The sequence below is a fragment of the Amycolatopsis sp. NPDC054798 genome, from assembly GCF_053611505.1.
Genome location: NZ_JBSHAM010000017.1, coordinates 90,984 through 116,971, shown reverse-complemented (window position 1 = coordinate 116,971; position 25,988 = coordinate 90,984). Strand labels below are relative to the sequence as shown.

Genomic DNA, 25,988 nt, shown 5'->3' with positions numbered 1-25,988 from the left:
GCCGGCGGCGGCTCACGGCCGCCCGCGTTCTGCGCTCCCGGTGCCCGGCCGGGCAGGGCCGGGCACCGGGAGACGAGGGTTGCTGTTCCGAGGTGGGCCTGGTGCTGCTCAGCGCCTGGCCAGAACCGCGGCGACGGCGGGGCGGCATGGCCAGAGCCGGAGACCGCCGTCGCATCGGCATGACGCGGGTGCGGCTCGCGTGGCTTGTCCGCTCGGGCCCGCTTCAGCCTGGCCCGGCTGCTCGGTTTCGCCTAGCCGCCCGGCTCGCTCAGCTGACCGTACTCGGAGCACCTGATCCCGCTTGGTCTCGCAATGATCCGCTCGGACCGCGACCTGGGCCCTCGACTTGCCAGCTGGCCGCGTTTGGCGCGACTCGCCCGGCTTGGCCCGGCCTTGTGCTGCGCTGACCCGTTCAGCCTGCCCGTCTAACTCGTTCACCGCGCAGCTTAGCTCCGCTCGGCTAGCCCACTCCATCGCTGCACAGCCCAGCTCGCCCGTTCGGCTCTGCCCGTCCGTCCGGCCAGACTTGACTCTGCCCCTCTACGGCCGAATCTCGGTGCCGCCAAAGGCTAAGTTCAGCCAACCCGTCGCCGCCCGGATCGCCTGGCGAACCTGGAACCGGGCTCTGCTCGGCTGAGCATCCCCCGGCACCCAGCCCCGCAACGCCCCGCCGTAACCCGCGCCCGCCGAGCCCACACACCACCCCACCGCGACCCAGCCGACACACCTCCGCGACCCGCCCCGCACTCCCCACCAGGAAGCCGGATCGCAAGCAGCGCAACCGAAACAGCACCAACCAGCCCAGTCGATCAACCGCTCAACAGGTGTTATCAACCGCAGACACCCCAACCCCGTCCACACCCCCGAAAAACCACGAAAAGAGCAACCTCCAACCACCACCGCAACGAAATCCGCACAACAATTCCCGAATTGCACGTGCGCAAGCACTATCCAATGCACGAGAAGTGTCCATTCAGGTGAAATCCCCGGAGCACGCCGCCATTGATCCACCAGCCCACTACCCTCAGGAATATTCCGACCACATTCCGTGCATCGCGGAATATTCCATTCACCGACCGAAAACGAGGGGTTGCAGTGGACGCCTACGACCCGCACGAGCACCAGCACGCGCATCGGAGCCCCGCTCCGGCGCACCGCGTCCCGGCCGCGGGGCCGGGCTCGCGTTTCCCTGACCACGCCTGGCAAAAACCCTCCGCCTGCGGGCCGAACTCCGGCAACTGCGTCGAGGTCAACCTGGCCGCGGACGGGCTCGTCGGGGTGCGCGACAGCAAGATCGACAGCTCCCCCGTGCTCGTCTTCGACCGGGGCGAGTGGGCGGACTTCGTCTCCGCCGTGCGGCGCGGGGAATTCGACGGCTGATCGGGCACGACGGCGAACCCGGCCCGCCGAAACCGCCGTCCGGCCCAGCGAACCTTGCGAAAAAGGCGCCGACCCGGCGAGCACCGTGCCGGGCCGGCGCATTATCATCGGTAGTTCTCTCACATCGGCCCCTGGACGAAATGACGGAGCCCCTGGTGACCTCCCCGATCCGGCAACCGCCGCCCTCCCTGCGGACCCAGCGTTCCCGGCTGGGATCCCGGATCCTCAAGTGGCGCACCGCACGCGGGCTGACCCAGGTCGACCTCGCCGAGGGGATCGGCTGCAAGCAGCCCAAGATCCAGAAAATCGAATCCGGCAAGGCGGGCACCCGGCCCGAGGACCTCGAGCGGATCGTCGAGGTGCTGGACATCCCGCCCGCCGAAGCCGATCAGCTGCGGGAACTCAACCAGGCCAACGATCCTTCCGCGCGCCGCGCCGAGCGCCGGATGATCACGCCGCAGTGGTTCCGCGAGATCCTGGAGCGGGAACAGGCCGCGGCGGAAATCCTCAGCTGGACCGGGAACCGCATCCCGGGGCTGCTCCAATCGGAGTACTACATGCTCGCCCAGTTCCAGGCCAGCCGCCAGGAACGGGTCACCGACCGGGTCGCCGAACGCAAGGCGCGGCAACGGCTTTTCGACGCCTGCCCGGGTCCGCGGGCGATCTTCATGATGGAGTACAGCTGCATCGAGAAACTCGTCTACGGCAGCAAGAACAGCCTCGCCACCGATCAGCTCGAGCACATGATCCGGATCGTCGAAACGCATCCCTTCGCCGAGGTCCGGATCCTCCCGCGCGACGCGGCCGCCTACCCGGACGAGGATTTCACCATCCTGCGCTTCGCCCAGCCCGACCTTCCCGATTTCGCTTACCAGGAAAGCAAGGTCAAGCTGATCACCGTGGCACAGGGCCAGGACGAGTTCGCCTCCTACGAGGAGTCCTGGGAAGCCCAGCTCGCCGCCACGCTGTCGCGCGACGGGTCCCTGCAGTACCTGAAGGAATGGGCGAGCCGGTGCGCGCCGCCCGTCCGCTGACCGAAGTCCCGAACGAAAGGAACAGCCACCGGTGGCCGACGAACCCTTCCCGCCTCCCGGGGTCGACCTCGACCGCCCGAGCGTCGCGCGAGTCTACGACTACTACCTCGGCGGCACCACGAACTGGACGATCGACCGGGAGTTCGCCGACGAGGTGATCCGCGAGTTCCCGCTGATCCGCCCGATCGCGAAGGCCAACCGGCTGTTCCTGCACCGGCTCGTGCGGCATCTGGTGAAAAAGGGCGTGCGGCAGTTCGTCGACATCGGCTCCGGCGTGCCGACCATGGGCCACGCGCACCAGGTCGCCGACGAACTCGCGCCGGGCGAAAGCCGCGTCTGCTACGTCGACTACGAGCCGGTCGCCGTCGCGCATTCGGAAACCCTGCTGCGCGAGGCGGGCGACCTCGACCGGCACGCGGTGATCCACGCCGACATGCGCGACCCGAAACGGCTGTGGGACCAGATCGCCGCCACCGGCGTGATCGACGTCGAGCAACCGCTCGCGTTGCTGCTGATCGCGGTGCTGCACGTCCAGCAGCCGCCCGCCGAGGACAGCGGCGGCACCGAGGACCTCGGCCCGTCGATCGTCGCGCAGTATCGCGATCTCCTCGCCCCCGGTTCGTTCCTCGCGATCTCGCACATCACCGACCAGGGCGTCCCCTCCGACGTGGACGCCGGGCTGGTCGAGCTGAAACAGCTCTACGACCGGTCGAGCAGCCCGGTGATCTGGCGTTCGCGCGAGGAGATCCAGGCGCTGTTCGGATCGTTCGAGATGCTGGAACCGGGACTCACCTGGACGCCGTCGTGGCATCCGGAGGAATCCGGCGAGGGAGCGCCGCAGGTGGACTTCCTGACGCCGGCGCATTCGGTGATCCTGGCAGGAGCGGCGCGGAAACCGTAAATCGTTCGCTCCGCGCAGGCGTCGTTGCGACCATTGACGCATGCGCACGAGCACTGTGGCGGACCGGATCCGCGAAGCCACCGTCTTGCTCGGGGACGGGCCGGACCGCCACCGCTTCCCCGACCCGACGGGCTGGTGGCGTACGCCGGAACTGCTGCGCGAGCTGGGTCCGGCACTCGCTGAACTGTTCGCCGGCGAACAGCCGAATGTCGTGCTGGGGCCTGAATCCCGCGGGTCTCTGCTCGGCCCGCTGGTCGCGGTGGCACTCGGCGCGGGCTTCGTCGAGGTGCGCAAAAACCGGTACCCCGCCTGCGATTCCGACCGTTGGCTCCAGCGCACCTCGCCGCCGGATTACCAGGACCGCCACCTCCGGCTGGGCTTCAGCCGCCGCCTGCTGCGAGCGGGCGACCGCGCGTTGCTGGTGGACGACTGGATCGACACCGGCGGCCAAGCCTTCGCCGCGCAAGCCCTGGTCGCCGACGCCGGGGCGACGTGGATCGGAGTCGCGGTGATCGTTGACGGGCTCCGCCGCCACGAACCCCGCCGGCAACTCCGCGTGCGCTCCCTCCTGCACGCCCGCGACTTCTGAGCACCGGACCGCGCCGCCGCCCGGCTGGCCCAGGATGTCGAGCGACCGGCTCCGGCATGAACTGCAGCTCCCGGCCGCGTGTGCCGTCAGTGCGCGAGCGACGGTTGGCACCAAAGGATCGTCACCTGCCATGATGAGGCCGTGGATCTGTCCGACGGTTGCCTGCTCTGCTACTCCGAGCAGGACCTGGTCATCCTCGCCGACGTTGCCGCGCCCGTACCTGACCGCCTCGTCATTTCCCTCGCATCCGAAGCCGCAGACCATTGGTCCGGCGAGCAATGGCAATTCCTCTGCCGTCGGTTCGCGCCCCGGCTGATCTCGCTGGTGCGGGACCGAGAGGTCGATCCGGCTCTGACGTTGCGGGTCTTCGGCCCGAGCTACGCCGGCCTGGCAAGGTGGCCGGAGGACGAACGTCGCGTCGTCGAGGACGCGTTGGCCGCCGCGTTGGCGGACGCGCTGGAGCATTGGCCTTCCCACGATCTCGTGAAGCTGCTGGGCGGTCTGGCCTGCGTATACGACGACTTGCGGCCATGGCTGGCGCGCGTTGACGCCGCCACCGGCCCAGCCGCACGGGGCGGTGTCGTCCGCCTCGCGTGCTACTGGGCGACGGACCTGTTGTGGGGCGAGGACGACTGGTTCACGTGGTGGCACACTGACGATCCCTCGGCGCCGGTGCGCGAATGGACGCTTGGCGTGAAGACCAAGACCGCGGTCGCGCGGTTCAGCCAAGCACACCCGACGTGCAAAACAGCCAGGGACGCTCTGATCGCATACGACCGTCTCGATCGAGGCGAGGACAGCCCCTGGGTGTACCCCGGTTACGGCGGGAGCCAGTGGCGGCTGCGGGGTCTGCCCGAACACTACGGCTGGCTCCGGCCCCATGCGGCGGACCCCGGCCTGATTCCCGGACAGCCGGAACAACCACTCACGAACTAACCGGCGAACTGCTCGTTCCCCAGCACGCCGAGCAGCTGGATCTTCTCGAACGCCTCGCTGCGCGGCGGCGCGGTCAGCACCAGCAACGCCTGCGACTGGTCCTCGGTGAACAGCACCTGGCAGTCCACCTCGATCTCACCCAGCTGCGGATGCACCAGCACCTTGTGGTCCTCGAACCGTTTGGCCACTTGATGTTCGTCCCACAACCGCGCGAACTCCGGGCTCTCCCGAGTCAGCGCGCGCACCAGTTCGCCCGCGCGCGAACGCGGGCCCATCGACCCGTGCACCACCCGCAGGTTCGCCACCAGCGCGCGGCTCTGCCGGTCCCGGTCGTGCTCGGGGTAGACCAGCCGCTCGTCGGGGTTGGTGAACCAGCGGTAGATCTCGCTGCGCGCCAGCCCGGTGTACTGGGAGCGGTCGCCGTACAACGCCTCGGCGAACCGGTTCTGCACCAGCACTTCGCCGAGGTTCGAGAGGATGAGCGCGGGCGTGTCCGACAGCCGGTCGAGCACTCGCATCAGCGCTGGCGCGACGTGCGTCGCGGCGACGACCGGCGACGGTGCGTTGCGGCCAGCGAGGTGGAAAAGGTAGTCGCGCTCGTCGTCGGTCAGCCGCAAAGCCCTGGCCAGCGCGGCCAGCATCTGTTCGCTCGGCTGAGGTCCGCGTTGCTGCTCCAGCCGCGTGTAATAGTCGGTGGACATCGCCGCCAGCGCCGCGACCTCCTCGCGCCGCAGCCCGGCCGTCCGCCGTCGCGCGCCAGCGGGCAGCCCGACGTCCTCGGGCCGCAATCCCTCGCGGCGGCTGCGCAGGAAGACAGCCAGTTCAGCTCGATCCATGAGTCCAGTATCGGCTCGGCCCGGCGCGTCAGCCAGGGATCGCCGATCCCCCGATACGCGGTCTCTGCCGCCGCCGCTGCCGCCGGCCGAGACTCAGTGGCATGAACATCACCGGAAACACCGTCTTCATCCCCGGCTCGACCAGCGGCATCGGCCTCGCCCTCGCCCGCGAGCTGCAGGCGAAGGGCAACAAAGTCATCGTCGGCGGGCGGCGCACCGAACTGCTCGCGCGGATCGCCGCCGAGAACCCCGGTCTCGACACCGTGCAGATCGACACCGCCGACCCGGCGAGCATCGAAGCCGCGGCGAAGGAGGTGCTCGCGAAGCACCCCGACCTCAACGTGCTCGTGCCGATGGCGGGCATCATGCGCGTCGAGGACTGGCACCGTCCGGAGTCCTTTTTGGACAGCGCGGAAGCGACCGTGACCACCAACGTCCTCGGCCCGATCCGGCTCATCGCCGCCTTCGTCGAGCACCTGCAGACCCGTCCGGACGCCACCATCCTCACCGTTTCGTCCGGCCTCGCTTTCGCGCCGCTGAAGGCCACGCCGAGCTACAACGCGTCCAAGGCCGCCATCCACCTGCTCAGCGAATCGCTGCGCCTGCAACTGGCCGACACCTCGGTGCGGGTCACCGAACTGGTGCCGCCGTCCGTGCGCACCGCGCTCCTGCCCGGCCAGGAGGAAAGCGAGTTCGCGATGCCGCTGGACGCCTTCGTCAGCGAGGTCATGACGTTGCTCGAAACGCAGCCGGACGCCGCCGAGATCCAGGTCGAGAACGTCAAATTCCTCCGGCACGGCGAGGCCCGCGGCGACTACCACCAGGTGGTGGCGGCGCTGAACGCCGCGGACCCGCACGGCAAGTGAATCCCGGCCGCTACGCCAGGTACGTCGGCCGCCCCGCCACGATCGTCGCGGACACCGGCATTTCCCGGAGTTCCTTTGCGGACAGTCCACTCGGGTCGGCCGCCGTGAGCACCAGATCGGCCACGTCGCCGACCTGGACGCCGCGGCGGCCGCCGGAGGACGCCGCCAGCGCGTCCGCGAGCGGAATGGCCTGCTCCGGATGCCACGGCGGCCGCTCGTCGTCGGTCCGGCCGACCGCGGCGGCGATCCCGTCCCACGGGTCGAGCGGCGCGACCGGCGCGTCCGAGCCGAGTTCCAGCCGGGCACCGGATTCCAGCAGGGCGCGGTAGGCGTACGCGCGGTCGGTGCGGCCGTGCCAATGCCGGTCGGCGACGTCGCGGTCGTCGGGCTGGTGCGCGGGCTGCACACTCGCGACCAGCCCGAGCGCGGCGAACCTCGGCACGTCCTCGGGCCGCAGCAGCTGCGCGTGCTCGATCCGGCCCGGGCAGCCGACCTCGGCGAACGCGTCCAGCGCGATGGTGTTGGCGTGGTCGCCGATCGCGTGCACCGCCGGAGTCAAGCCGTGCTCGTGCGCGCGGCGCAGCAACGGCACCAGTTCCTCCGGCGGCAGCTCCAGCAACCCTTTCTCGCCGGAGCCCGGATACGGCTCGTGGCAGTAAGCCGTGCGCGTGTTGAGCGAGCCGTCGACGAACAGCTTGAACGGGCCGACCGTGAGCAACCCTTCGCCCGCTGGCAAAACGTCGCCGGTCCGGTGTCCTCTTTGGATAGTCTCGTCCAGCAAATGCCTGGCGATGACACAGGAAACCCGGGCCGCGGGCCTCGTTTCCGCCGCCCGGCGAGTCCAATCCGCGACCGTGTCGGCGTATTCGTAGTCGACCACCGATGTCACGCCCCGCTTCGCCGCGGCGGCCAGCGCGTCCGCGACCCAGCCGTCCTGGACCTCGACCGGAGCGGACGGCAACGCGGCCGTGGCGCTCATGCAGTCGTTCTCCAGCAGAACGCCGGTCGGATGCTCGCGGCCGATCAGCTTCAACGCGGCCGGGCTGAGCCACAACGTGTGCAGATCCGCGCTGAACAACGCCACCGCGCGGCCCGGCAGCGCGCGCTGCAGCAGATCCTTGTGCGGCCGATCGGGCCACAGCCCGTCCCGGAACCCGACTCCGACGACGAGTTCCCGCGCCGGAGCGTCGAGCAGCTTTTCCATCAGCAACTCGACCGCGCCCACCGCGGATCGCGCGCCGTCCAGCGGGATGCGCCTGCGGAAACCGGCCCATTGCACGAGATGCGCGTGCGCGTCGACCAGCCCGGGCAGCAACGTCCCGCCATGCCCGTCGAGCACCCGCGCGGCGAACCCGGACCCGGCCCCGGGCTCCTCGACAGCCGACACGGCACCGTCGCGCACCCGGACGTCGGCGAGCGGCCCCCGCAACCCGACCCGGACGCGGCGGAGGAGAAGATCGTCCATGCGCCCAGCCTGCCAGCCCGCCCCCGTTCGGGTGAAGCGGGAATCCGGGGGTGGGGGCGGGCGTTGAAACGGGTATCTCAAGACCAGGCAGCCGTCGCCCGCCGAAGGGTCAGGGCCGGTCAGGAGCGCCGCCTTCACAAGCCGCGCAGGGTTCGACTCCCTCGGTTGCCACTTCTTTCCGCTGAACCGCGGGTTTCCTCGCGGATCACCGGGCCTCCGGTTGCTCCCCAGGTTCGACACTTAGCCCTTGCGCTAACTGTCCGCCGCCGTGATACTTAGCCTTATGGCTCAGTATTCGACCGTCCTCGACGGGGTGTTCGCCGCCCTCGCCGATCCGACCCGGCGGGCCGTCGTGCGGCGGCTCGGGCAGGGGCCGGCGAGCGTCGGGGATCTCGCGGGCGAGGCTCCGATGACGTTGCCCTCCTTCATGAAGCACGTGCGGATGCTCGAAGCGCACGGGCTGATCCGCACCGTGAAGTCCGGGCGGGTGCGGACGTGCGAACTGAACCGCGAGCGGTTCGCGCTCGTCGAGGACTGGCTCGCCGAGCAGCGGCGCGTCTGGGCCGGGCGCACCGACCGGCTCGAGCAGTTCGTCACCAGCCAGGAGGACCAGCAGTGAACCCCGACCTCGATCTTTCCCTCGACCGCGTCATCCGCGCGTCCCGCGAGCGCGTCTGGGACGCCTGGACCGACCCGGCCAGCCTCGCGCGGTGGTGGATTCCCGAGCCGATGCGGTGCCGCGTCGACGCGTTGGACGTGCGCGCTGGGGGTGCGTTCGTCACGCGGATGAGCGAGGACGGCCAGGAATTCGTCCCGCATCTCGACGCGTGTTTCCTCGTCGTGGAGGAGCGCGAGCGGATCGTTTTCACGAATGCGCTCGACAGTGCTTGGCGGCCCGCGAAGCCGCAGCCGGTCGCGATGACAGCCGAGATCGTCCTTCGCGATCATCCGGACGGCACGGACTATCGCGTCCTCGTCCGGCACGGAGACCCGGCGGCGAAGGGACGGCACGCCGACCTCGGGTTCGCGGACGGATGGGGCACGGTCACCGCCCAGCTCGCCCGGATCGCGGAAAGCGCGTCCTGATGCGGATAGCGCTCACGGCGTTCGTCACCCTCGACGGCGTCAGCCAAGGACCCGGATCGTCCACAGAGGACACCAGTGGCGGCTTCTCGCGCGGCGGCTGGTTCGTCCCGCATCTCGACCAGACCTTCGTCCAGCGTGCCTCGGAGTGGCTGGAGCTGGCCGACGGCCTGCTGTTCGGCCGCCGCACCTACACCTCGTTCGCCCGGGACTGGCCCGCCGTCACGGATCCGGACGATCCGTTCGCCGAGCGGATGAACTCGCTGCCGAAGTACGTCGTGTCGAACACGATCGACACCGGAAGCTGGGAGCCGACCACCGTCTTGCGCGGCGACCCCGCGACGGCGGTGCGCGAGCTGAAGTCGCGGCCGGGCCGGGAGCTGCAGATTCACGGCAGCGCCCGGCTCGGCAATACTCTGCTGTCCGCAGGCGTCGTGGACACGGTCCGGTTGGTCGTGACGCCGACGGTGCTCGGGGCGGGACGTCTGCAGTTCCCGCATCCGGTGTGGGCGACCGGATTGCGGCTCGTCCGGCACGAGGCCACGCCCAGCGGGCTGGTGCTGCTGGAGTACGACGTCACGGGAGAGGCCGCGGTCGGTGATTACGACGGCGTGACGAATTTGGCCTCGTGAGTGGCGATTCCGGTTAGAACCGGGATCGCCACTCACCAGGTTCACAGGCGGGCGGCGGAAACCATCGCGCGGTAGACGTCGGTGTTGTCCAGCGTCCCGCCGAGCCGGTCCGAGCCGGGCCCGGTCGCGGTGACCGGGGTCGGCACGCCGCTGTGATCGCCGGTCGTCCAGTCGACGGTCAGCGAAAGTTTGGTGCCAGGGACGGGAAACGGGCCGTCCTCGTCGCCTTCGGGGGCGCCGTCGGTGTCCTCGATGGCCAGCCCGCCGGTCTCGTGGTCGCCGCCGATGATCACCAGGGTGTCCGGGTGGGAGCGGGTGAAGCGAAGCACCTCGGCGACGGCGGCGTCGAGCGCCCGGCCCGCGTCGAGGACGCCGTGCGCGTTGTTTTCGTGGGACATTCCGTCGATGCCTTCTTCTTCCAGGAACAGGAAGAAGCCGCGCGGGTTGGCGGAAAGCGTGTCGAGCGCCTTCTTCGCCATCACCGGCAGGGCGACCTTCGGCTGGTACGCGCCTTTGCCGTCCGGGCCGTAGTCGACCATGTCCTCGTTGGCGAACAGCCCGAGCAGCCGCGGCGCACGGGTCGCGGCGAGTTCGCTGGCGTTGCGGACGTAGGTGTAGCCGGAACGCTTCGCCTGCTCGATGAGATTTCCGTGCGTGCTGCGGCTTTCCTCGCCCGGCTTGTCCGGCCACGCGCCGGGGTCGCCCTTCGGCAGCCACCAGTCCTCGCCGCCGCCGAGGAGGACTTCGGGACGGCTTTCGGTGATGTACTGCTTGGCGATGTCGCTCTGCAGATCACGCGAAGGAACGTGGGACGCGAACGCGGCCGGCGACGCACCGGTGACCTGCGCCGTAGTGACCAGGCCGGTCGACTTGCCCGCGCGTTTCGCCTGCTCGAGCACGGTCAGCAGCCGACGGCCGCGCGCGTCCTGCCCGACCGCGCCGTTGCGGGTTTTGTGCCCGGTGGCCAGCGCGGTCGCCGCCGCGGCCGAGTCGGTGACGAGCGCCTCCGGGTCGTCCGGATCGGTGTGCACCATTCCGGTCACCGGGAGCCGGTTCATCACGAGGTCGCCCGCGCGGCCGGTCGTCGCGAGCCGGACGAACTCCCGCTGCGCCGCGCCCATGCCGTCGCCCTGGATGTAGACGATGTTGCGCGCCTTCGGATGCCCGGCGTCCGCGGCCGGGCTGTCTCCCGCCATCGCGACCGCGGGCACCGCTCCGGCCACCGCGAGCACGGCCGCGGTGAGCACCATCGTCTTGCGCATCGGGATCCTCCCTTTAGTTAGGAAGCTTTCCTAACACGTTTCCGGGAGCCACCGCGAGGGGGTCACCTGAATGGCCGTGTCCGCCGACGGTGAACAGCTCCCCGCGGGGACTCGGCGCTCACTACAGTCCGTTCCCATGGAGACCGTCACGACGCGCGCCGTCGAATACCCGGCCGACGGCCTCACCATGGTCGGACACCTCGCGCTCCCGGCAGGCGCCGACCGCAGGCCCGCGGTGCTGATCGGCCCCGAAGGCACCGGCCTCAACGACTTTCAGCGCGCACGGGCCGACGCACTGGCCGAACTGGGCTACGTCGCGCTGGCCTTCGACATCCACGGCGGCCGCTGGTTCACCGATCCCGACGAGATGCTGGCCCGCTGCCTGCCTTTGCTCGACGACCCCGATCGGCTGCGCGACATCGGCCACGCGGCGCTCGACGTACTGCTCGCCGAACCGCGGACCGACCCCTCTCGGATCGCCGGGATCGGCTACGGCACCGGCGGCGCGGTCGTGCTGGAACTCGGCCGCGCGGGCGTCGACCTGCGCGCGATCGGCACGATCAACGGTCTGGTCACCGGACGGCCGGGCGAGGCCGCGAACATCCGCTGCCCGGTGTGGGCGGGCGTCGGTTCCGAGGACCCGATCATGCCGCCGGCGCAACGGGACGCGTTCGCCGCCGAAATGCAGGAGGCGGGCGTCGATTGGCGTCTCACGGTCTACGGCGGCGCCCTGCACGCGTTCCACCACCCGCCGGTCGACCACGAGCAGAGAGTTCTCCCCGGCGTCGGCTATCACGCGCGGCACGCCGAGCGGGCCTGGCGCGACGTCGTGGCCCTGCTCGCCGAAAACCTGGGCTAACGGGCGAGGAACGGCCCGGGATCAGCCAAAACGCCGTGGATGGTGCGACCCGCCGCCCCCAGCGTCGCCGCGGAATCGCCGAGCGCGGACGGGCTCAGCACCGGCACTGAACCGCGCAGGCCGGTCAACCGTGCCCGCAGCACCGCCTCCGCGGCGGGAGCCAGCCACGGAAACAACGGCCCGAACACCCCGCCGAGCACGACCCGGTCCACATCCACCAGGTTGACCGCCGACGCCAGCGCCAATCCCAGCGCCTCCCCCGCCGCCGAAACGGCCGACAACGCCGCGTCGTCGCCCGCGGTCAGCGCGGCGGACAGAGCGTCCACTGTGGATACTCCGGCCGCGGCCAGCATCGCTTCCTGCCCGGCGTAGGTCTCCAGGCAGCCGTCCGCGCCGCAACGGCAAGGCGGACCGGACGGGGAAACCAGCACGTGCCCCAGTTCGCCACCGGTGCCGCGGAACAACCGCGAGTCCACGACCAGTCCCGCGCCGATGCCGATCTCGCCTGACACGTAAAGGAAATCCGCCGCCCCGGCACCGAACCACAGCTCGCCCAGCGCACCGAGATTCGCCTCGTTGTCCACCGAAACCGGGATCGGCAGTTCCAGCGAAACAGGCACGTTCCGCCAGCCGAGGTTCGGCGCGCTCAGCACCACGCCGTCCCGCACCGGACCGGACACCGCCAGCACCGCGCCAGCGACCGTCAAACCCAGCTCGCGCGCTTCCTTCAGCTCAGCGGAAGCCAGCTCCCGCACCGCCTTCAGGACAGTTTCCGCTGGCACCTCGCGGTTGTCGCGGTCGATTCGGGTGGAGCGGCGGACCGTTCCGGTCAAGTCGAGGACGCACGCGGCGAGGTAGTCCACATTGGCCTCAAGGCCCAGCGACGCCATCCGTGCACCGCTCAGCGAAACCTCGACGCCAGGGCGGCCGCGTTCCCCGGCTCGCACCGCAGCGGTCTCGGCCAGGAAGCCCGCGTCCAGCAGCGAGCCGACCAAAGTGGACACGGTCGACTTGGTCAGCCCGGTCCGCTCCGCCAGCGCGGCACGGGTCAGCGGATCGCCCCGGCTGATCTCGCCGAGCACCAGTTCGAGGTTCCGCGCACGCATCGCGTCGTGCCGGACCGGTTCCATGCGGACCTCCGCTCTTGACGGCCGGGACGACCGTAGCGCAGTATTTAGTCTACAACGTGAACTAAATGAAGGGACGGGCATGGCCGACTACGCCCCCGCGCCGGAGGACAAATTTTCGTTCGGACTGTGGACCGTCGGCTGGCCCGCCGCCGACCCGTTCGGCGTCGCCACCCGCCCGCCGCTCGACCCGGTCGAGAGCGTGCACCGGCTGGCCGACCTCGGCGCGTACGGCGTCACCTTCCACGACGACGACCTCCTCGCCACCGAACCGGACCGCGACACCGCGATCGCCAAGTTCAAGCGGGCACTGGCGGAGACCGGCCTGCGCGTGCCGATGGCGACGACGAACCTGTTCAGCCACCCGGTTTTCAAGGACGGCGGCCTGACCAGCAACGACCGCGACATCCGGCGTTACGCGCTCACCAAGGTCCGGCGCAATCTCGACCTCGCCGCGGAACTCGGCGCGCAGACCTACGTTCTGTGGGGCGGCCGCGAAGGCGCGGAATCCGATGCGGCGAAAGACGTCCGGGCCGCACTCGCCCGGTACAAGGAAGGTCTCGACGTCCTCGCCGACTACGCCGTTTCGCAGGGCTACGACCTCCGGTTCGCGCTGGAGCCGAAGCCCAACGAACCGCGCGGCGACATCCTCCTGCCGACGATCGGCCACGCGCTCGGGTTCATCTCGCAGCTGGAACGGCCCGAGCTGTTCGGGCTCAACCCGGAGGTCGGGCACGAGCAGATGGCCGGGCTGAACTTCGTGCACGGCGTCGCGCAGGCGCTGTGGCAGGGCAAGCTGTTCCACCTCGACCTCAACGGCCAGCACGGCCCGAAGTACGACCAGGACCTGATCTTCGGCCACGGCGATCTCACCAGCGCGTTCTTCCTCGTCGACCTCCTCGAGCACGGCGGCTACGACGGCCCGCGGCACTTCGACTACAAACCGCTGCGCACCGAGGATCCCGAGGACGTCTGGGTTTCCGCGGCGGCGAACATGCGCACTTACCTGATCCTGCGCGAGAAAGCCCGCGCGTTCCGCGCCGATCCGGAGGTCGCCGAAGCGCTCGCCGCTTCGCGGGTGCCGGAGCTGGCCACGCCGACGCTGTCGGAGGGCGAAACGCTGGACGACCTGGCTGCCGACGAGTTCGACGTCGAGGCTGCCGGACGGCGCGGGTACCACTTCACCCGGCTCAACCAGCTGGCCCTGGAGCATCTGCTGGGCGTCCGGTAAATCAGGCGACGCGGGCGGCGGCGGTGTTTTACCGTTGCGGGCAACACGTTGACGGAGACGAGTAGCGCAGGGCACGGCGAGGGACAGAGAGCTGCCGCCGGTGAGAAGGCAGCGTCGCGGCCCTGCGCGAAGACACTCCCGAGTGCGGGGAGGAAATGCCCCGCCGGCCCGGCCGCCGTCATCCGGCCAGAACGAGGCCGCCCCTCCGGCGGCGAAGGTGCGGTGGCACCGCGAGTGTCCCTTCTCGCCCGCACCCCCAAGGGGTCGCCGAGTGCGCTCAGGAGAAGGAATGAGTACCCGCACCCCGGTGGCCTGCCTGCGTGAAGCCGTGGGCTCCACCGTAACGATCGCCGGCTGGGTGCACCGCCGGCGAGTGCTGAAATCCGTGGCGTTTCTGGTCGTTCGCGACCGTTCCGGAACGGCGCAGGCGGTTTTCGCCGAGCCGCCGGAGGCTGCCGAGGAAACCGTTGTGCGGCTCACCGGAAAAGTGGTCGCTAATCCCCAAGCGCCGCAAGGGGTCGAGCTGCGGGAACCCGCGGTGGAAGTGTTGTCCGCGCCCGAAAAACGTCCGCCGTTCGATTTGTACCGGCCGGAGGTGGCGGCTGGTTTGCCGGTGGTGCTGGACAACGCGGCGGTCGCGTTGCGGCATCCCGTGCTGCGTCGGAGATTCGAGCTGGCCGCGGCCAGTGTCGCGGCGTTTCGGCGAGTGCTGGACAGCCAGGGGTTCACCGAGATTCATACGCCGAAGATCGTTGCCAACGCGACGGAATCCGGGGCGAATGTGTTCCGGCTCGACTACTTCGGCCGCCCGGCTTGTCTGGCCCAGTCGCCGCAGTTTTTCAAACAGGCCATGGTCGGGGTGTTCGAGCGGGTTTACGAAGCAGGACCCGTTTTCCGCGCCGAACCCCACGACACCGCACGGCATCTGGCCCAGTACACGAGTCTCGACGCGGAACTGGGCTTCATCGCCGACCACCGCGACGTGATGGCAGTGCTGCGCGACGTCGTGGCCGGGATGGCTGCCGCGGCCGGTCCGGACGCACCGTTCGTGCCGGAGGAGATTCCGTCGATCGATTTCGCCGCGGCACAAGAACTTCTGGCCCGGCACACCGGCGAGGACCCGCGCGGCGAACCGGACCTCGCGCCCGCGCACGAACGGTGGCTGTGCGAGTGGGCCGAGCGCGAGCACGGATCGGAATTCCTGTTCGTGACCGGATACCCGATGGCGAAACGGCCGTTCTACACCCATCCGGACCCGGCGGTCCCGGCCCGCTCGAACAGTTTCGACCTGCTGTTCCGCGGCCTGGAACTGGTCACCGGCGGCCAGCGGCTCCACCGGTACGCGGACTACCTGGCAGTGCTCGGCGAGGAAGCCGGGCAGTACTCGGACTACCTCGACGCGTTCGCGTACGGGATGCCGCCGCACGGCGGGTTCGCGATCGGGCTGGAGCGCTGGGTCGCCCGGGTGCTCGGCGTGGCCAACGTGCGCGGGGCGACGCTCTTTCCCCGGGACCTGCATCGCCTGCGGCCCTGAAAGTCCGTGAAGGGCTCCTTGAGGGAATCAGATTCCTTCAAGGAGCCCTTCACGGAACGTCACTTGGCGGCGAAGGTGAGCGACCCCAGCGCGGTCACCAGCGGAGCCAGCTCCGGAAGCTCCTCCGCCTCGGCGAGCGCGGCGGAAAGCGCCGCGTCGTGCGTCGGGCGGGCGGCGGCCAGCAGCTTCTGCCCGGAAGCGGTGACCTCGGTGTAGATGCCGCGGCGGTCGTCCTGGCACAGGTACCGCGACAGCAAGCCGCGCTCCTCCAGCCGCGTGACCAGCCGGGTCGTCGCCGACTGGCTCAGCACCACGGCGTTCGCCAGCTGGCTCATCCGCAGGTGGAAGCCGTCCTGGCGGCCGAGCACGTCGAGCACCGTGTACTCGCTCACCGACAGCTCGTGCTCGCTTTCCAGCGCGCGGTTCAGCCGGTCCTCGATCCGCGCGTGCAGCGCCGCCAGCGTCCGCCAGCCCTGCGCGCGCGCCTCGACGGCGTCGTCCGACACCGACATGGTGCACCTCCTCCGAGCGGCCCGGGTTCGCGGGCGGCCGCGGCCCCGGGCGTTCTCGGCGCGCACCCGTCTCGATGCCGCTGCAAGTATTGCGCGCGCCGGTAATACCCAGGTGCCACTGTACTCGCGAAATCGGGCGGCTCCGCTTTTGCCCTCGCCCGGCTGCGGGTATGTTGACCCGCTACCCGGGGGAAAGGTGATCGGCGATGACCGGCGCTGGCGATGCGGACGCGAGCACGACCGCGCGACGGTTCGCGCTGGGCCGGTACGGGCCCGCTCCGCTGCTGCTGGCCGGCCGGTACGAGCTGGGCGAACGGATCGGCCAAGGCGCGACGGCCCGCGTGCACCGCGCCGCGGACCGCGAAACCGGCGCCGAGGTCGCGGTGAAGCTGTTCCACGCCGGAGCGGTCGAACTCGGCCGCAACCGCCGGGACCAGGAGATCGCGGCACTGCGCGCGGTCCGGCATCCGGGGCTGGTCGGCTTCGTGGACGCCGGGGTCGACGAGGGGCACGCGTACCTCGTCATGGACTTCGTGGACGGGCCCAACCTGTCCGAATGGCTGCGCTCCGGACCGCTTCCCGCCGAGCAGGTCGCCGAGTTCGGCGCGCAGCTGGCCGAGGCGCTCGCGCACGTGCACTCGCACGAGGTGACGCACCGGGATCTCAAGCCCGCCAACATCCTCATGTCCGGCGACGGCCCGAAGATCGCGGACTTCGGCGTCGCGCGCATCGTGGACGCGACCCGCGTGACCGACACCGGCGCGGTGGTCGGGACGGCGGCCTACCTGTCGCCCGAGCAGGTGCTCGGCGAGCAGCCGGGCCCGGCTTCGGATGTGTACGCGCTGGGGCTGGTGCTCCTGGAATGCCTCACCGGCGTCCGCGAATACCCGGGCACCGCAGCGGAAACCGCGGTGGTGCGGTTGCATCGGTCGCCGCGCGTGCCGTCGGACGCGCCGCAACCGCTGGCGAGGACTCTGCGCGCGATGACCATGCGCGATCCGGAAGAGAGGCCGTCCGCCATCGCGGTGGCGCGCGCGTTGCGCGGTACGGAACCGTTGCGGCTCCCGCTGAAAACGCGGCTGGCGGTCTTCTGCCGCCGCCATCGGGTGTCCCGGCGGCGCGCGGTGCTCGCAGCGGGTCTGCCGGTGGTGCTGGTGGCGGCGGGGACGTTGCTGCTCGCGACTCCGCTTCGCCCGGGCACCGGCTCCGCGCCGGCTCCCGAACCGGCTCGGATCCCGGTTTCCCCACCCGCTTCCGCTCCGTCCGATTCACCGGATTCGGCTCCCCGGCATTCGCCGTCCGCTCCGCCGGCCCGTTCGGCGAAGACGGACACGCCCGGGCAGACGACGACGCTGCAGCCCGGCACGACGACCCGCACCGTTCCGGTGCCGCCGGACGAGCCGAGCCAGGCGAGTCAAGCGAGCCAGCCGGGCCGGACGCCGCCGCAGACCCCGCCGGGACAGACCAGGAATCCCCGGGACCCCGGAACCGGACCGCCGCCGAGCGAGAAGAATCCACATTAGACAGACCGCGCCGGACCACCCGGTCGGCTGACGCGACGCAATTCGGTGGCGAAGTCCGTCCCGGCGCGCGATCCTGGTGTCGAGCCGGGGAGGTGGGACCGATGACCGCACACGCACGTCGGTTCGGACGGCAGTGCCGAGAACACTTCGAGCGCCCGGAAGCCGCGTGCGCGGCCGAGCCGAAGCGGGACGTCGAGACCGCTCCGGCGCCGGACCAGACCGCGAAGGCCGAACAGGCGCCGGAAGGGCAAACCCGGTCAGGGAAGTGAATTTTCCTGACCGGGCGAGAGAATTCCGGCTTGCTCTGGCTTACTCTGTCCGGGAAGTGGCTTCGATCGCCAGCACCGCGATGTCGTCGTGGCCGGAATTCCCGAGCCACTCCCGCACCGCCTCGCGCAACCGGCGCACGACTTCCCGCGCCGGTTGCCCGACGCAATCCTCCAGCACCGTGTACAGCCGCTCGTCGCCGAACAGTTCGGTGGATTCGGTGCGGTTGCGGGCTTCGGTGACGCCGTCGGTGTACAGCAGGCAGACGTCGCCCTCGTTCAGGTGCGTCGTCGCCTCCGCGAACCGCGCCTGCGGCGACACGCCGACCAGCGTGCCGGGCACGCTGATCTCCTCGACCGCTCCCCCGCGCCGCAGCACGAGCGGGGCGGGATGGCCGCCGGAGGCGAGGGTGACGTCGAGCCCGGAGTCCCCGGCGGCGACCGAACCGAGCACGAGCGTCGCGAACCGGTTGCTGCCGCCGGAGATCAGGAGTTCGTTGAGCAGCCGCAGCATCGTGCGGCCGTCGCGTTCGACCAGATGCAGCGCGGCCAGCGAATGCCGGACCCGGCCGGTCAGGGCGGCCGCCTCGGCGCCCTTGCCGCAGATGTCGCCGACGACCACGAACGCACTGCCGTCGTCGCGAGGGAGGACGTCGTAGAAATCGCCGCCGACGCCCAGCACTCCGCCGGCGGGTTCGTACCACAGCTCGAAATTCGCACCTTCGACCTGAGCGGGCGGGGTCGGCAGCAACGTCGATTCCAGCCCGCGGGTGGCTTCCTCTTGCCGGGCGTAGCGCTGCGCGTTCGCCAGCGCGGTGCCCGCCGCGTCCGCGAACGCCTCGACCGCCTCGCCCTGAGACAGCCCGAACGCGGGCTCGCCGCGCCTGCCGAGCAGCACCGCGCCCGCCATGCCCGAACCGAACGAGACCACTGACACCTCGAGGTGCCCTTCGAACGGCTCGGCGACCGCCGCGGGCAGCGCCGCGACCTCGGTCGCCGGCACCGCGCGGACCTCGGGCCGGGCGGCGTCGGCGACCGCGTCGGACACCACCGGCGCGAGCTGCGCCGGGACCCGCCGGATCCGGCCGTGGCCCGCCGCGCCGTGCTCGGTGCAGCTCCACCATTCCCAGCGGCCCCGGGTCGTCGGCAGCAGCACGAAGGCGCAATCGCCCAGCGCGGAGGCCGCCAGCTCGGCGATCACCCGCGCGGTGCCGTGCCGTCCGCGCGCGAGCGCCAGTTTCGGACCGGCCTCGGCGAGGAACTCTTCCGGACGACGGCGGCCGTCGTCGACCACGGTCCAGGCGCGCCAGCCGCCGGGCAGCGCGCGGACCTTGGCCGGCCGGTGGCCGACCTTGCCGGTGGTCTCGGTCACGCTGACGAGATCGGCCGGGCCGAGCCGCTGCGCGGCCGCGTTGGCCCAGCGCAGCGCGCCTTCCGGGTCCTGGAGGAACACCGGGTCGCGCACGTCGTCGAGCACCGAGCGCCAGAATCCGGCGTGCCCGGGCAGCTCGGAGCCGGGTGGCAGGGCCGACGCCGGAGCGGGCCGTGACACCATGCACGAACCTCCTGCCTCCGGGTCGACCTGACGGTCCTGGTCCTTCCAGGTTGGCACAGTGTGCGCGGGCGGACTGGGTCGAAGTGTAGGGCGAACCGTGGCAGGCTGGGTCGACGACCATGGCTGGCACACGCGTGGTGGGAAGGTCGGCAGAGATGACAGAGTCCCCCCAGACTTCCGGGCGCTCCCGGAACGCCGGGGCCCAGGAACCGGAATTCGTCCCGGCGAGCGAGGTCGCGGCCCTGGAACGGCTGCTCGCCGCGGTCCACGACCTCGGGGACGGCAATTTCCGGCGGCGCTTCGTGGCGCACGGCGACGGGATCACCGCCCGGCTCGCCTCGGCGTTCAACGACATCGCCGAGCGCAACCAGCGGCTGGTGACGGAACTCATGCGCGTGCGCACCGCGGTGGGCCAGGAAGGCAGGCTCACCGAGCGCGTGCGCGCCGAAATCGGCCCCGGCGGCTGGAGCGCCGCGGTCGAGACGGTGAACGGGCTGATCGAGGACGTCAGCCGCCCGGTCGTGGAGCTGGACCGGGTGCTCGGCGCGGTCGCCGAGGGCGATCTGTCGCAGCCGATGGCGCTGCAGCTGGACGGCCGTCCGCTGCGCGGGCAGTACGCCGAGCTGGCGAAGACCGTGAACGGCCTGAACGCGCAGCTGTCGCGGTTCGCCGCCGAAGTGATCCGGCTCTCCCGCGAGATCGCCGGAGAGGGCCGCCTCGGCGGGCAGGCCGAGGTCCCCGGCGTGGCCGGGACCTGGCGCGACCTCACCGATTCGGTCAACTTCCTCGCCGACAACCTCACCGAGCAGGTCCGGAACATCGCCTCGGTCACCACCGCGGTGGCGCGCGGCGACCTCACGCAGAAGATCAACGTCGACGCGCGGGGCGAAATCCTCGAGCTGAAGAACACCATCAACACGATGGTCGACCAGCTCTCCTCCTTCGCCGACGAAGTCACCCGGGTCTCCCGCGAGGTCGGTTCCGAAGGGCGTCTCGGCGGCCAGGCACGGGTGCCGGGCGTCGCGGGCACCTGGCGCGACCTCACCGACTCCGTGAACCTGATGGCGGACAACCTGACCGACCAGGTCCGCAACATCTCGCAGGTCGCCACGGCGGTCGCGGCGGGCGATCTGACGAAGAAGATCGACGTCGACGCGCGCGGCGAGATCCTGCAGCTGAAGACGACCCTGAACACGATGGTCGACCAGCTCTCCTCCTTCGCCGACGAAGTCACCCGAGTGGCCCGGGAGGTCGGTTCCGAAGGCCGGCTCGGCGGTCAGGCGGAGGTCCCCGGCGCGGCCGGCACGTGGCGCGGCCTGACCGACTCGGTCAACCAGATGGCCGACAACCTGACCGACCAGGTCCGCAACATCTCGCACGTGACCACCGCGGTCGCGAAGGGCGACCTGACGCAGAAGATCACCGTGGACGCCCGGGGCGAGATCCTCGAACTCAAGACCACGATGAACACGATGGTCGACCAGCTCTCCTCCTTCGCCGACGAAGTCACCCGAGTGGCCCGCGAAGTCGGCACCGAAGGGCAGCTGGGCGGCCAGGCCACCGTGCCCGGGGTCGCCGGCATCTGGCGCGACCTGACCGGCTCGGTGAACTTCATGGCCAACAACCTCACCGCGCAGGTCCGCAACATCGCGCAGGTCGCGACGGCGGTGGCGCGCGGCGACCTGACGAAGAAGATCGCGGTCGACGCGCGCGGCGAAATCCTCGAGCTCAAGACCACGCTGAACACGATGGTCGACCAGCTCTCCTCCTTCGCCGACGAGGTCACCCGGGTGTCGCGAGAGGTGGGCACCGAAGGAAAACTCGGCGGTCAGGCGACTGTGCCGGGAGTAGCGGGGACCTGGAAGGACCTCACCGACAACGTCAACTTCATGGCCAACAACCTCACCGACCAGGTGCGGAACATTTCCCAGGTCACCTCCGCCGTGGCGCGCGGCGACCTGACGCAGAAGATCACCGTCGACGCGCGCGGCGAGATCTTGGAACTCAAGAACATCCTCAACACGATGGTCGACCAGCTGTCCGCCTTCGCCGACGAGGTCACCCGCGTCGCCCGCGAGGTCGGCACCGAGGGCCGGCTGGGCGGCCAGGCGCGAGTTCCGGGCGTCGCCGGGATCTGGAAAGACCTCACCGACAACGTGAACGTCATGGCCGACAACCTGACTGTGCAGGTGCGGAGCATCGCCACGATGGCGAGCGCGGTGGCGAACGGCGATCTGTCGAAGAAGATCTCCATCGACGCGGCGGGCGAGGTCGCGGCGCTGGCCGGGACGCTGAACGACATGGTCGAAACGCTGCGCGCGTTCGCCGACGAGGTCACCCGGGTCGCGCGCGAGGTCGGCACGGAAGGCATCCTCGGCGGTCAGGCGCGGGTGCCCGGCGTGGCCGGGACCTGGAAGGACCTGACCGAGAACGTCAACTTCATGGCGCACAACCTGACCAGCCAGGTGCGGAACATCTCGCAGGTCACCACGGCGGTCGCGCGAGGCGACCTGTCGCGCAAGATCGACGTCGACGCCCGGGGCGAGATCCTGGAGCTGAAGACCACGATGAACACGATGGTCGACCAGCTGTCCGCGTTCGCCGCTGAGGTCACCCGGGTCGCCCGCGAGGTCGGCACCGAAGGCAAGCTGGGCGGCCAGGCCGAGGTCGAGGGCGTGTCCGGCACCTGGAAGCGGCTCACCGAGAGCGTGAACCAGCTGGCGGGCAACCTGACCACGCAGGTCCGCGCGATCGGCCAGGTCGCCACGGCGGTGACCGCGGGCGATCTGACCCGGCACATCACCGTGGACGCGTCCGGCGAGCTGGCGGACCTCAAGGACAACATCAACCAGATGATCGCGAACCTCAAGGAGACCACCTCCGCGAACCGCGAGCAGGACTGGCTGAAGACGAACCTGGCGCGGCTGTCGGGGAGGATGCAGGGCCACCGCGACCTCGCGTCGGTGGCGACGCTGATCCTGTCCGAGCTGGCCCCGCTGGTGAGCGCGCAGCAGGGCGCGTTCTTCATCGCGCACGACGACGAGGACGGCGGCGACCCGGACAAGCTGCTCGACTGCATCGCCGCCTACGGCCTCGCCCAGGCCCGCACCGGCCTGCGGTTCCGGCTCGGCGAATCGCTGATCGGCCAGGCCGCGGTGGACCGGCGGACGATACTGGTCAACGGCGCTCCCCCGGAGTACGCGCTGGTGTCGTCCGGGCTCGGCTCGGCCCCGCCGGTGAACGTGATCGTGCTGCCGGTGCTGTTCCAGGGCGAGGTGCTCGGCGTGCTGGAACTGGCGTCGGTCAACGAGTTCTCCGCGGTGCACCTGGACCTGCTGGAGCAGCTGCGGCACACCATCGGCGTCAACGTGAACACGATCCTGTCGAACTCGCGCACCGAGGCGCTGCTGACCGAATCGCAGCGGCTGGCCCAGGAACTGCGCGCGCGGTCCGAGCAGTTGCAGGCCCAGCAGGGCGAACTGCGCCGGTCGAACACCGAACTGGCCGAGAAGGCGGCGCTGCTGGCCCAGCAGAACCGCGACATCGAGGTCAAGAACATCGAGATCGAGCAGGCCCGCCAGGAGCTGGAGGAACGGGCCGGGCAGCTGACGGTCGCCTCGCAGTACAAGAACGAGTTCATGGCGAACATGTCGCACGAGCTGCGGACGCCGCTCAACAGCGCGCTGATCCTGGCGAAACTGCTGTCGGAGAACCCGGAGGGCAACCTCACCGAGAAGCAGATCCAGTTCGCGAAGACGATCTGGGCGGCCGGCAGCGACCTCCAGCAGCTGATCAACGACATCCTGGACCTGGCGAAGGTCGAGGCGGGGAAGCTGGACCTGCAGATGTCCGACGTGACGCTGCCGGAGCTGGTGAACTACGTCGAATCCCTGTGCCGCCCGCTGACCGCGGACAAGGGCCTGGAGTTCGCGGTCATGATCGACCCGCCGGTGCCCGGCAGCGTGCACACCGACGAGCACCGGTTGCAGCAGGTGCTGCGGAACCTGCTGTCGAACGCCGCGAAGTTCACCGACGAGGGCGGCGTGCGCCTGCACATCCGGATGGCCGACCCGGAGGAGGTCGAGCAGGAGTCCTTGCGTTCGGCGGCCGGGATCATCGCGTTCGCGGTCGAGGACACCGGCATCGGCATTCCCGAGGAGAAGCTGGAAGTCATCTTCGACGCCTTCCGCCAAGCGGACGGGACGACGAGCCGCAAGTACGGCGGAACCGGCCTGGGCCTGTCGATCAGCCAGCAGCTGACCGAACTGCTGAGCGGCGAACTGCGCGTCAGCAGCGTTCCCGGAAAGGGCAGCACCTTCACGCTGTACCTGCCGGTCGGCGCCGCGAACCTGATCGCCCCCACGACCCCCGTGCGCCCCACCCCGAAGCTGCCGGTCCTGCCGAGCACCATCACCGTGGCCGAACCGAACAGCGCCCCGAAACGCTTCAACGGCGAAAAGGTCCTGATCGTCGACGACGACCTGCGCAACGTCTTCGCCCTCGCGGCGGTCCTGGAGCAGGCAGGCCTGGAAGTCATCTACGCCGACACCGGCGTGGCCGGAATCCGGGCCCTGGAACGCCACGAGGACACCGCGCTGGTCCTGATGGACGTCATGATGCCGGAACTGGACGGCAACGCGACCATCGCCGCGATCCGCGCCGAAGCGGCCCACGAAGACCTGCCCGTGATCGCCGTCACAGCGAAAGCGACGGAGGAAGACCGGGAGCGAACCCTGGCCTCGGGAGCGGACGACTACATCACGAAGCCGGTGGACACTGACCTGCTGCTGGACGTGATCGCCGCCCGCCTGGAGGCGGACGCGGCGTCGTCCTCTGATTCAGAAGCGTTGGAGCGGGTGACGGGAATCGAACCCGCGTAGCTAGTTTGGAAGACTAGGGCTCTACCATTGAGCTACACCCGCAGCGCCCTCGGTGACCCGGGAGCGAAGCTAGCTTAGCGTGCCCGCTAGGGTGGGTCGTACACCCCCCGGGTACACCGGCTTCCGGAGGCTTTCGGGGGTGCCGGGATGTGGCGCAGCTTGGTAGCGCATCCGCTTTGGGAGCGGAGGGTCGCAGGTTCAAATCCTGTCATCCCGACCGATAGGGGCTGGACCTGCGGGTTCAGCCCCTCTTTCGTGCCGCCGGATGCGGCCCGGGAGCTAGCACAGCGCTCAGTGACACTCCTATTTGAGGATTTTCACATGCGCACCCGAGCCCTGAAGCCCGCTCCGCCGGCCTGGCAGGCGTTGATCAACGAGTGGGCTATGTCACTCGAGGCGGAGAACAAGAGCCCCCGCACGATCCGCTGCTACTGCGACGCCGTGCGCTTCTTCCACATCTGGCTCGCCGACCCGGTCGCACCGCCGGAAGCCGACGACCCCGAAGCGTGGCTCTCCTCTGTTCCGACGGAACCGAGCGAACCCGAAGATTACGAACCGAACCACGTCAAACGGTGGATCGCCTATCGCCTCGCCACGACCAGCCCCGGCAACGCGAACAACAATTACCGGGCGCTGAGCGCATGGTTCAACTGGCTTCTTACCGAAGAGGAAATCGAGCACCACCCGATGGCTCGCATGAATCCGCCGCACATCCCGGATCAGCCGATCCCCATCACCCCGGTGGAATTCATCAAACAGGTTCTCCGGGAATGCCAAGGACGCGACTTCCACAGCCGCCGGGACGAAGCGATCATCCGACTGATCTGGGACACCGGCGGCCGACTCTCCGAAATCGCCAACATCGACCTGGAACACGACCTCGATCTGACCCGCCGCGTCGTCAACGTCCTCGGCAAAGGCGGCAAATGGCGCGCACTCCCCTTCAGCGCTGCCACCGGCAAGGCCCTCGGCCGTTATCTCCGCGTCCGGGCACGCCACCCATACGCCGATACGACCACCAGGCTGTGGCTCAGCGACCATCGCCGCAGCACACCGCTCTCGCCGAACGGCATCAAGATCATGCTCCGCCGACGCGGCAACGACGCCGACGCTCACGGCGTGCTCGGCCGCAACCTCCACGCACACCTCGGCCGGCACTTCCAGTCGCACACCTTCCTTAAGTCCGGCGGCAGCGAAGGCGACCTGATGCTGCTCAACGGCTGGTCCACACCGCAGATGGCCCGGAAGTACGGAGCGAGCGCGGCCACTGAACGAGCGCACGAAGCCGCCAGGAAAATCCGCGTTGGAGATGCACTGTGAATCAGTGGCCGTGACCGCACACATCGCGCCACTCCTTGCGATGCCGAGCCTGCCCGACGAGTCGACGGACTCGTTCTTCTCGATCACTCGTTCTGCGTTGTAGAACTTCGATAGAGCAGTGCCGACCTCTTGGTCCTGCCACTGCTTGTGCTCAGGCGGCCGAGCCATGTTCGCTGCCTGCCTTGATGTCTGTCAGC

General features: G+C 69.8%; 22 protein-coding genes and 2 tRNA genes. 17 read left to right on the top strand and 7 right to left on the bottom strand.

What is annotated here, in order from left to right; genetic code table 11:
• Positions 1-1,095 precede the first annotated feature (1,095 nt).
• The 5 genes from ACWGIC_RS13750 (at position 1,096) to ACWGIC_RS13730 (ending at position 4,840) form a co-directional block, all read left to right on the top strand.
• Positions 1,096-1,380 carry a DUF397 domain-containing protein gene (locus tag ACWGIC_RS13750; RefSeq protein WP_452076242.1) on the top strand — a complete coding sequence of 95 codons (285 nt, stop codon included), beginning with the start codon at positions 1,096-1,098 and terminating at the stop codon, positions 1,378-1,380.
• A 155-nt stretch (positions 1,381-1,535) separates the two neighbouring features.
• Positions 1,536-2,414: a helix-turn-helix domain-containing protein gene (locus ACWGIC_RS13745; RefSeq protein ID WP_452076241.1), complete on the top strand. Its 879-nt coding sequence runs from the start codon at positions 1,536-1,538 to the stop codon at positions 2,412-2,414.
• 31 nt (positions 2,415-2,445) lie between these two features.
• The gene (locus tag ACWGIC_RS13740) at positions 2,446-3,315 is read left to right on the top strand and encodes an SAM-dependent methyltransferase (RefSeq protein WP_452076240.1); all 870 of its coding nucleotides are present in this window, start codon (positions 2,446-2,448) and stop codon (positions 3,313-3,315) included.
• Positions 3,316-3,355: 40 nt separating this feature from the next.
• The gene (locus tag ACWGIC_RS13735; protein WP_452076239.1) at positions 3,356-3,904 is read left to right on the top strand and encodes a phosphoribosyltransferase family protein; all 549 of its coding nucleotides are present in this window, start codon (positions 3,356-3,358) and stop codon (positions 3,902-3,904) included.
• A gap of 141 nt (positions 3,905-4,045) precedes the next feature.
• Positions 4,046-4,840 carry a hypothetical protein gene (locus ACWGIC_RS13730; RefSeq protein WP_452076238.1) on the top strand — a complete coding sequence of 265 codons (795 nt, stop codon included), beginning with the start codon at positions 4,046-4,048 and terminating at the stop codon, positions 4,838-4,840.
• Here the strand turns inward: ACWGIC_RS13730 and ACWGIC_RS13725 are convergent.
• The gene (locus ACWGIC_RS13725; protein WP_452076237.1) at positions 4,837-5,676 is read right to left on the bottom strand and encodes a helix-turn-helix transcriptional regulator; all 840 of its coding nucleotides are present in this window, start codon (positions 5,674-5,676) and stop codon (positions 4,837-4,839) included. The two genes, ACWGIC_RS13730 and ACWGIC_RS13725, sit on opposite strands and share 4 nt — an antisense overlap.
• Positions 5,677-5,777: 101 nt before the next feature.
• On the opposite strand from ACWGIC_RS13725, the gene ACWGIC_RS13720 reads away from it, so the two are divergent.
• Positions 5,778-6,542, top strand: coding sequence for an SDR family oxidoreductase (locus ACWGIC_RS13720; RefSeq protein WP_452076236.1), 765 nt, complete (start codon positions 5,778-5,780; stop codon positions 6,540-6,542).
• 10 nt (positions 6,543-6,552) lie between these two features.
• On the opposite strand, the gene ACWGIC_RS13715 is transcribed toward ACWGIC_RS13720, so the two are convergent.
• Positions 6,553-8,007 (bottom strand): amidohydrolase, encoded by a 1,455-nt coding sequence (locus tag ACWGIC_RS13715; protein WP_452076235.1) that lies wholly within the window; start codon positions 8,005-8,007, stop codon positions 6,553-6,555.
• A 283-nt stretch (positions 8,008-8,290) separates the two neighbouring features.
• Between ACWGIC_RS13715 and ACWGIC_RS13710 the strand changes: the two genes are divergently transcribed.
• From ACWGIC_RS13710 to ACWGIC_RS13700, 3 genes are read left to right on the top strand one after another with little or no spacing between them, the layout of a single operon-like run.
• Positions 8,291-8,626 carry an ArsR/SmtB family transcription factor gene (locus ACWGIC_RS13710; RefSeq protein ID WP_452076234.1) on the top strand — a complete coding sequence of 112 codons (336 nt, stop codon included), beginning with the start codon at positions 8,291-8,293 and terminating at the stop codon, positions 8,624-8,626.
• Entirely contained in the window at positions 8,623-9,093 is a 471-nt protein-coding gene (locus tag ACWGIC_RS13705; protein ID WP_452076233.1) for an SRPBCC domain-containing protein, read from the top strand. The genes ACWGIC_RS13710 and ACWGIC_RS13705 overlap by 4 nt, the downstream gene beginning before the upstream one ends.
• The gene (locus ACWGIC_RS13700; protein ID WP_452076232.1) at positions 9,093-9,722 is read left to right on the top strand and encodes a dihydrofolate reductase family protein; all 630 of its coding nucleotides are present in this window, start codon (positions 9,093-9,095) and stop codon (positions 9,720-9,722) included. The genes ACWGIC_RS13705 and ACWGIC_RS13700 overlap by 1 nt, the downstream gene beginning before the upstream one ends.
• Positions 9,723-9,763: 41 nt before the next feature.
• On the opposite strand, the gene ACWGIC_RS13695 is transcribed toward ACWGIC_RS13700, so the two are convergent.
• A complete protein-coding gene (locus ACWGIC_RS13695; RefSeq protein WP_452076231.1) occupies positions 9,764-10,984 on the bottom strand; it encodes an alkaline phosphatase in 1,221 nt (406 codons plus the stop codon).
• 136 nt (positions 10,985-11,120) lie between these two features.
• Between ACWGIC_RS13695 and ACWGIC_RS13690 the strand changes: the two genes are divergently transcribed.
• Positions 11,121-11,843 carry a dienelactone hydrolase family protein gene (locus ACWGIC_RS13690; RefSeq protein WP_452076230.1) on the top strand — a complete coding sequence of 241 codons (723 nt, stop codon included), beginning with the start codon at positions 11,121-11,123 and terminating at the stop codon, positions 11,841-11,843.
• Here the strand turns inward: ACWGIC_RS13690 and ACWGIC_RS13685 are convergent.
• A complete protein-coding gene (locus tag ACWGIC_RS13685; protein ID WP_452076229.1) occupies positions 11,840-12,973 on the bottom strand; it encodes an ROK family protein in 1,134 nt (377 codons plus the stop codon). The genes ACWGIC_RS13690 and ACWGIC_RS13685 overlap by 4 nt on opposite strands.
• A gap of 79 nt (positions 12,974-13,052) precedes the next feature.
• Here ACWGIC_RS13685 and xylA point away from each other — a divergent pair, with 79 nt between their 5' ends.
• Complete coding sequence (gene xylA, locus ACWGIC_RS13680; protein WP_452076228.1) at positions 13,053-14,201, top strand: xylose isomerase; 1,149 nt, start codon at positions 13,053-13,055, stop codon at positions 14,199-14,201.
• Between the two features lie 289 nt (positions 14,202-14,490).
• On the top strand, positions 14,491-15,735 hold the full coding sequence (aspS, locus tag ACWGIC_RS13675; protein ID WP_452076227.1) for an aspartate--tRNA(Asn) ligase: 1,245 nt from the start codon (positions 14,491-14,493) through the stop codon (positions 15,733-15,735).
• Positions 15,736-15,794: 59 nt separating this feature from the next.
• Here the strand turns inward: aspS and ACWGIC_RS13670 are convergent, their stop codons facing one another.
• A complete protein-coding gene (locus ACWGIC_RS13670; protein ID WP_452076226.1) occupies positions 15,795-16,247 on the bottom strand; it encodes a MarR family winged helix-turn-helix transcriptional regulator in 453 nt (150 codons plus the stop codon).
• A gap of 206 nt (positions 16,248-16,453) precedes the next feature.
• Between ACWGIC_RS13670 and ACWGIC_RS13665 the strand changes: the two genes are divergently transcribed.
• Together ACWGIC_RS13665 and ACWGIC_RS13660 are read left to right on the top strand one after the other, a co-directional pair.
• Positions 16,454-17,770, top strand: coding sequence for a protein kinase domain-containing protein (locus ACWGIC_RS13665; protein ID WP_452076225.1), 1,317 nt, complete (start codon positions 16,454-16,456; stop codon positions 17,768-17,770).
• A 101-nt stretch (positions 17,771-17,871) separates the two neighbouring features.
• Positions 17,872-18,039, top strand: coding sequence for a hypothetical protein (locus tag ACWGIC_RS13660; protein WP_452076224.1), 168 nt, complete (start codon positions 17,872-17,874; stop codon positions 18,037-18,039).
• 40 nt (positions 18,040-18,079) lie between these two features.
• Here ACWGIC_RS13660 and ACWGIC_RS13655 read toward each other — a convergent pair whose 3' ends face one another.
• Positions 18,080-19,591 (bottom strand): SpoIIE family protein phosphatase, encoded by a 1,512-nt coding sequence (locus ACWGIC_RS13655; protein WP_452076223.1) that lies wholly within the window; start codon positions 19,589-19,591, stop codon positions 18,080-18,082.
• Positions 19,592-19,746: 155 nt separating this feature from the next.
• Between ACWGIC_RS13655 and ACWGIC_RS13650 the strand changes: the two genes are divergently transcribed.
• On the top strand, positions 19,747-24,471 hold the full coding sequence (locus ACWGIC_RS13650) for a HAMP domain-containing protein (protein ID WP_452076222.1): 4,725 nt from the start codon (positions 19,747-19,749) through the stop codon (positions 24,469-24,471).
• On the opposite strand, the gene ACWGIC_RS13645 is transcribed toward ACWGIC_RS13650, so the two are convergent.
• Positions 24,440-24,513, bottom strand: a tRNA-Gly gene (locus ACWGIC_RS13645). The genes ACWGIC_RS13650 and ACWGIC_RS13645 overlap by 32 nt on opposite strands.
• Before the next feature lie 101 nt (positions 24,514-24,614).
• Between ACWGIC_RS13645 and ACWGIC_RS13640 the strand changes: the two genes are divergently transcribed.
• Together ACWGIC_RS13640 and ACWGIC_RS13635 are read left to right on the top strand one after the other, a co-directional pair.
• Positions 24,615-24,688 (top strand) — tRNA-Pro (locus tag ACWGIC_RS13640).
• A 104-nt stretch (positions 24,689-24,792) separates the two neighbouring features.
• Positions 24,793-25,791, top strand: a complete 999-nt coding sequence (locus tag ACWGIC_RS13635) for a tyrosine-type recombinase/integrase (RefSeq protein WP_452076221.1) — start codon at positions 24,793-24,795, stop codon at positions 25,789-25,791.
• Positions 25,792-25,988: the final 197 nt, after the last annotated feature.

Bases quoted from the DNA above. Each gene is read 5' to 3' on its own strand.
- ACWGIC_RS13670 (WP_452076226.1), bottom strand. From the start codon at position 16,247: ATGTCGGTGTCGGACGACGCCGTCGAGGCGCGCGCGCAGGGCTGGCGG.
- ACWGIC_RS13735 (WP_452076239.1), top strand. From the start codon at position 3,356: ATGCGCACGAGCACTGTGGCGGACCGGATCCGCGAAGCCACCGTCTTG.
- ACWGIC_RS13655 (WP_452076223.1), bottom strand. From the start codon at position 19,591: ATGGTGTCACGGCCCGCTCCGGCGTCGGCCCTGCCACCCGGCTCCGAG.
- ACWGIC_RS13715 (WP_452076235.1), bottom strand. From the start codon at position 8,007: ATGGACGATCTTCTCCTCCGCCGCGTCCGGGTCGGGTTGCGGGGGCCG.
- ACWGIC_RS13695 (WP_452076231.1), bottom strand. From the start codon at position 10,984: ATGCGCAAGACGATGGTGCTCACCGCGGCCGTGCTCGCGGTGGCCGGA.
- ACWGIC_RS13635 (WP_452076221.1), top strand. From the start codon at position 24,793: ATGCGCACCCGAGCCCTGAAGCCCGCTCCGCCGGCCTGGCAGGCGTTG.
- ACWGIC_RS13720 (WP_452076236.1), top strand. From the start codon at position 5,778: ATGAACATCACCGGAAACACCGTCTTCATCCCCGGCTCGACCAGCGGC.
- aspS (WP_452076227.1), top strand. From the start codon at position 14,491: ATGAGTACCCGCACCCCGGTGGCCTGCCTGCGTGAAGCCGTGGGCTCC.
- ACWGIC_RS13700 (WP_452076232.1), top strand. From the start codon at position 9,093: ATGCGGATAGCGCTCACGGCGTTCGTCACCCTCGACGGCGTCAGCCAA.
- xylA (WP_452076228.1), top strand. From the start codon at position 13,053: ATGGCCGACTACGCCCCCGCGCCGGAGGACAAATTTTCGTTCGGACTG.
- ACWGIC_RS13725 (WP_452076237.1), bottom strand. From the start codon at position 5,676: ATGGATCGAGCTGAACTGGCTGTCTTCCTGCGCAGCCGCCGCGAGGGA.
- ACWGIC_RS13650 (WP_452076222.1), top strand. From the start codon at position 19,747: ATGACAGAGTCCCCCCAGACTTCCGGGCGCTCCCGGAACGCCGGGGCC.
- ACWGIC_RS13690 (WP_452076230.1), top strand. From the start codon at position 11,121: ATGGAGACCGTCACGACGCGCGCCGTCGAATACCCGGCCGACGGCCTC.
- ACWGIC_RS13660 (WP_452076224.1), top strand. From the start codon at position 17,872: ATGACCGCACACGCACGTCGGTTCGGACGGCAGTGCCGAGAACACTTC.
- ACWGIC_RS13685 (WP_452076229.1), bottom strand. From the start codon at position 12,973: ATGGAACCGGTCCGGCACGACGCGATGCGTGCGCGGAACCTCGAACTG.
- ACWGIC_RS13710 (WP_452076234.1), top strand. From the start codon at position 8,291: ATGGCTCAGTATTCGACCGTCCTCGACGGGGTGTTCGCCGCCCTCGCC.
- ACWGIC_RS13665 (WP_452076225.1), top strand. From the start codon at position 16,454: ATGACCGGCGCTGGCGATGCGGACGCGAGCACGACCGCGCGACGGTTC.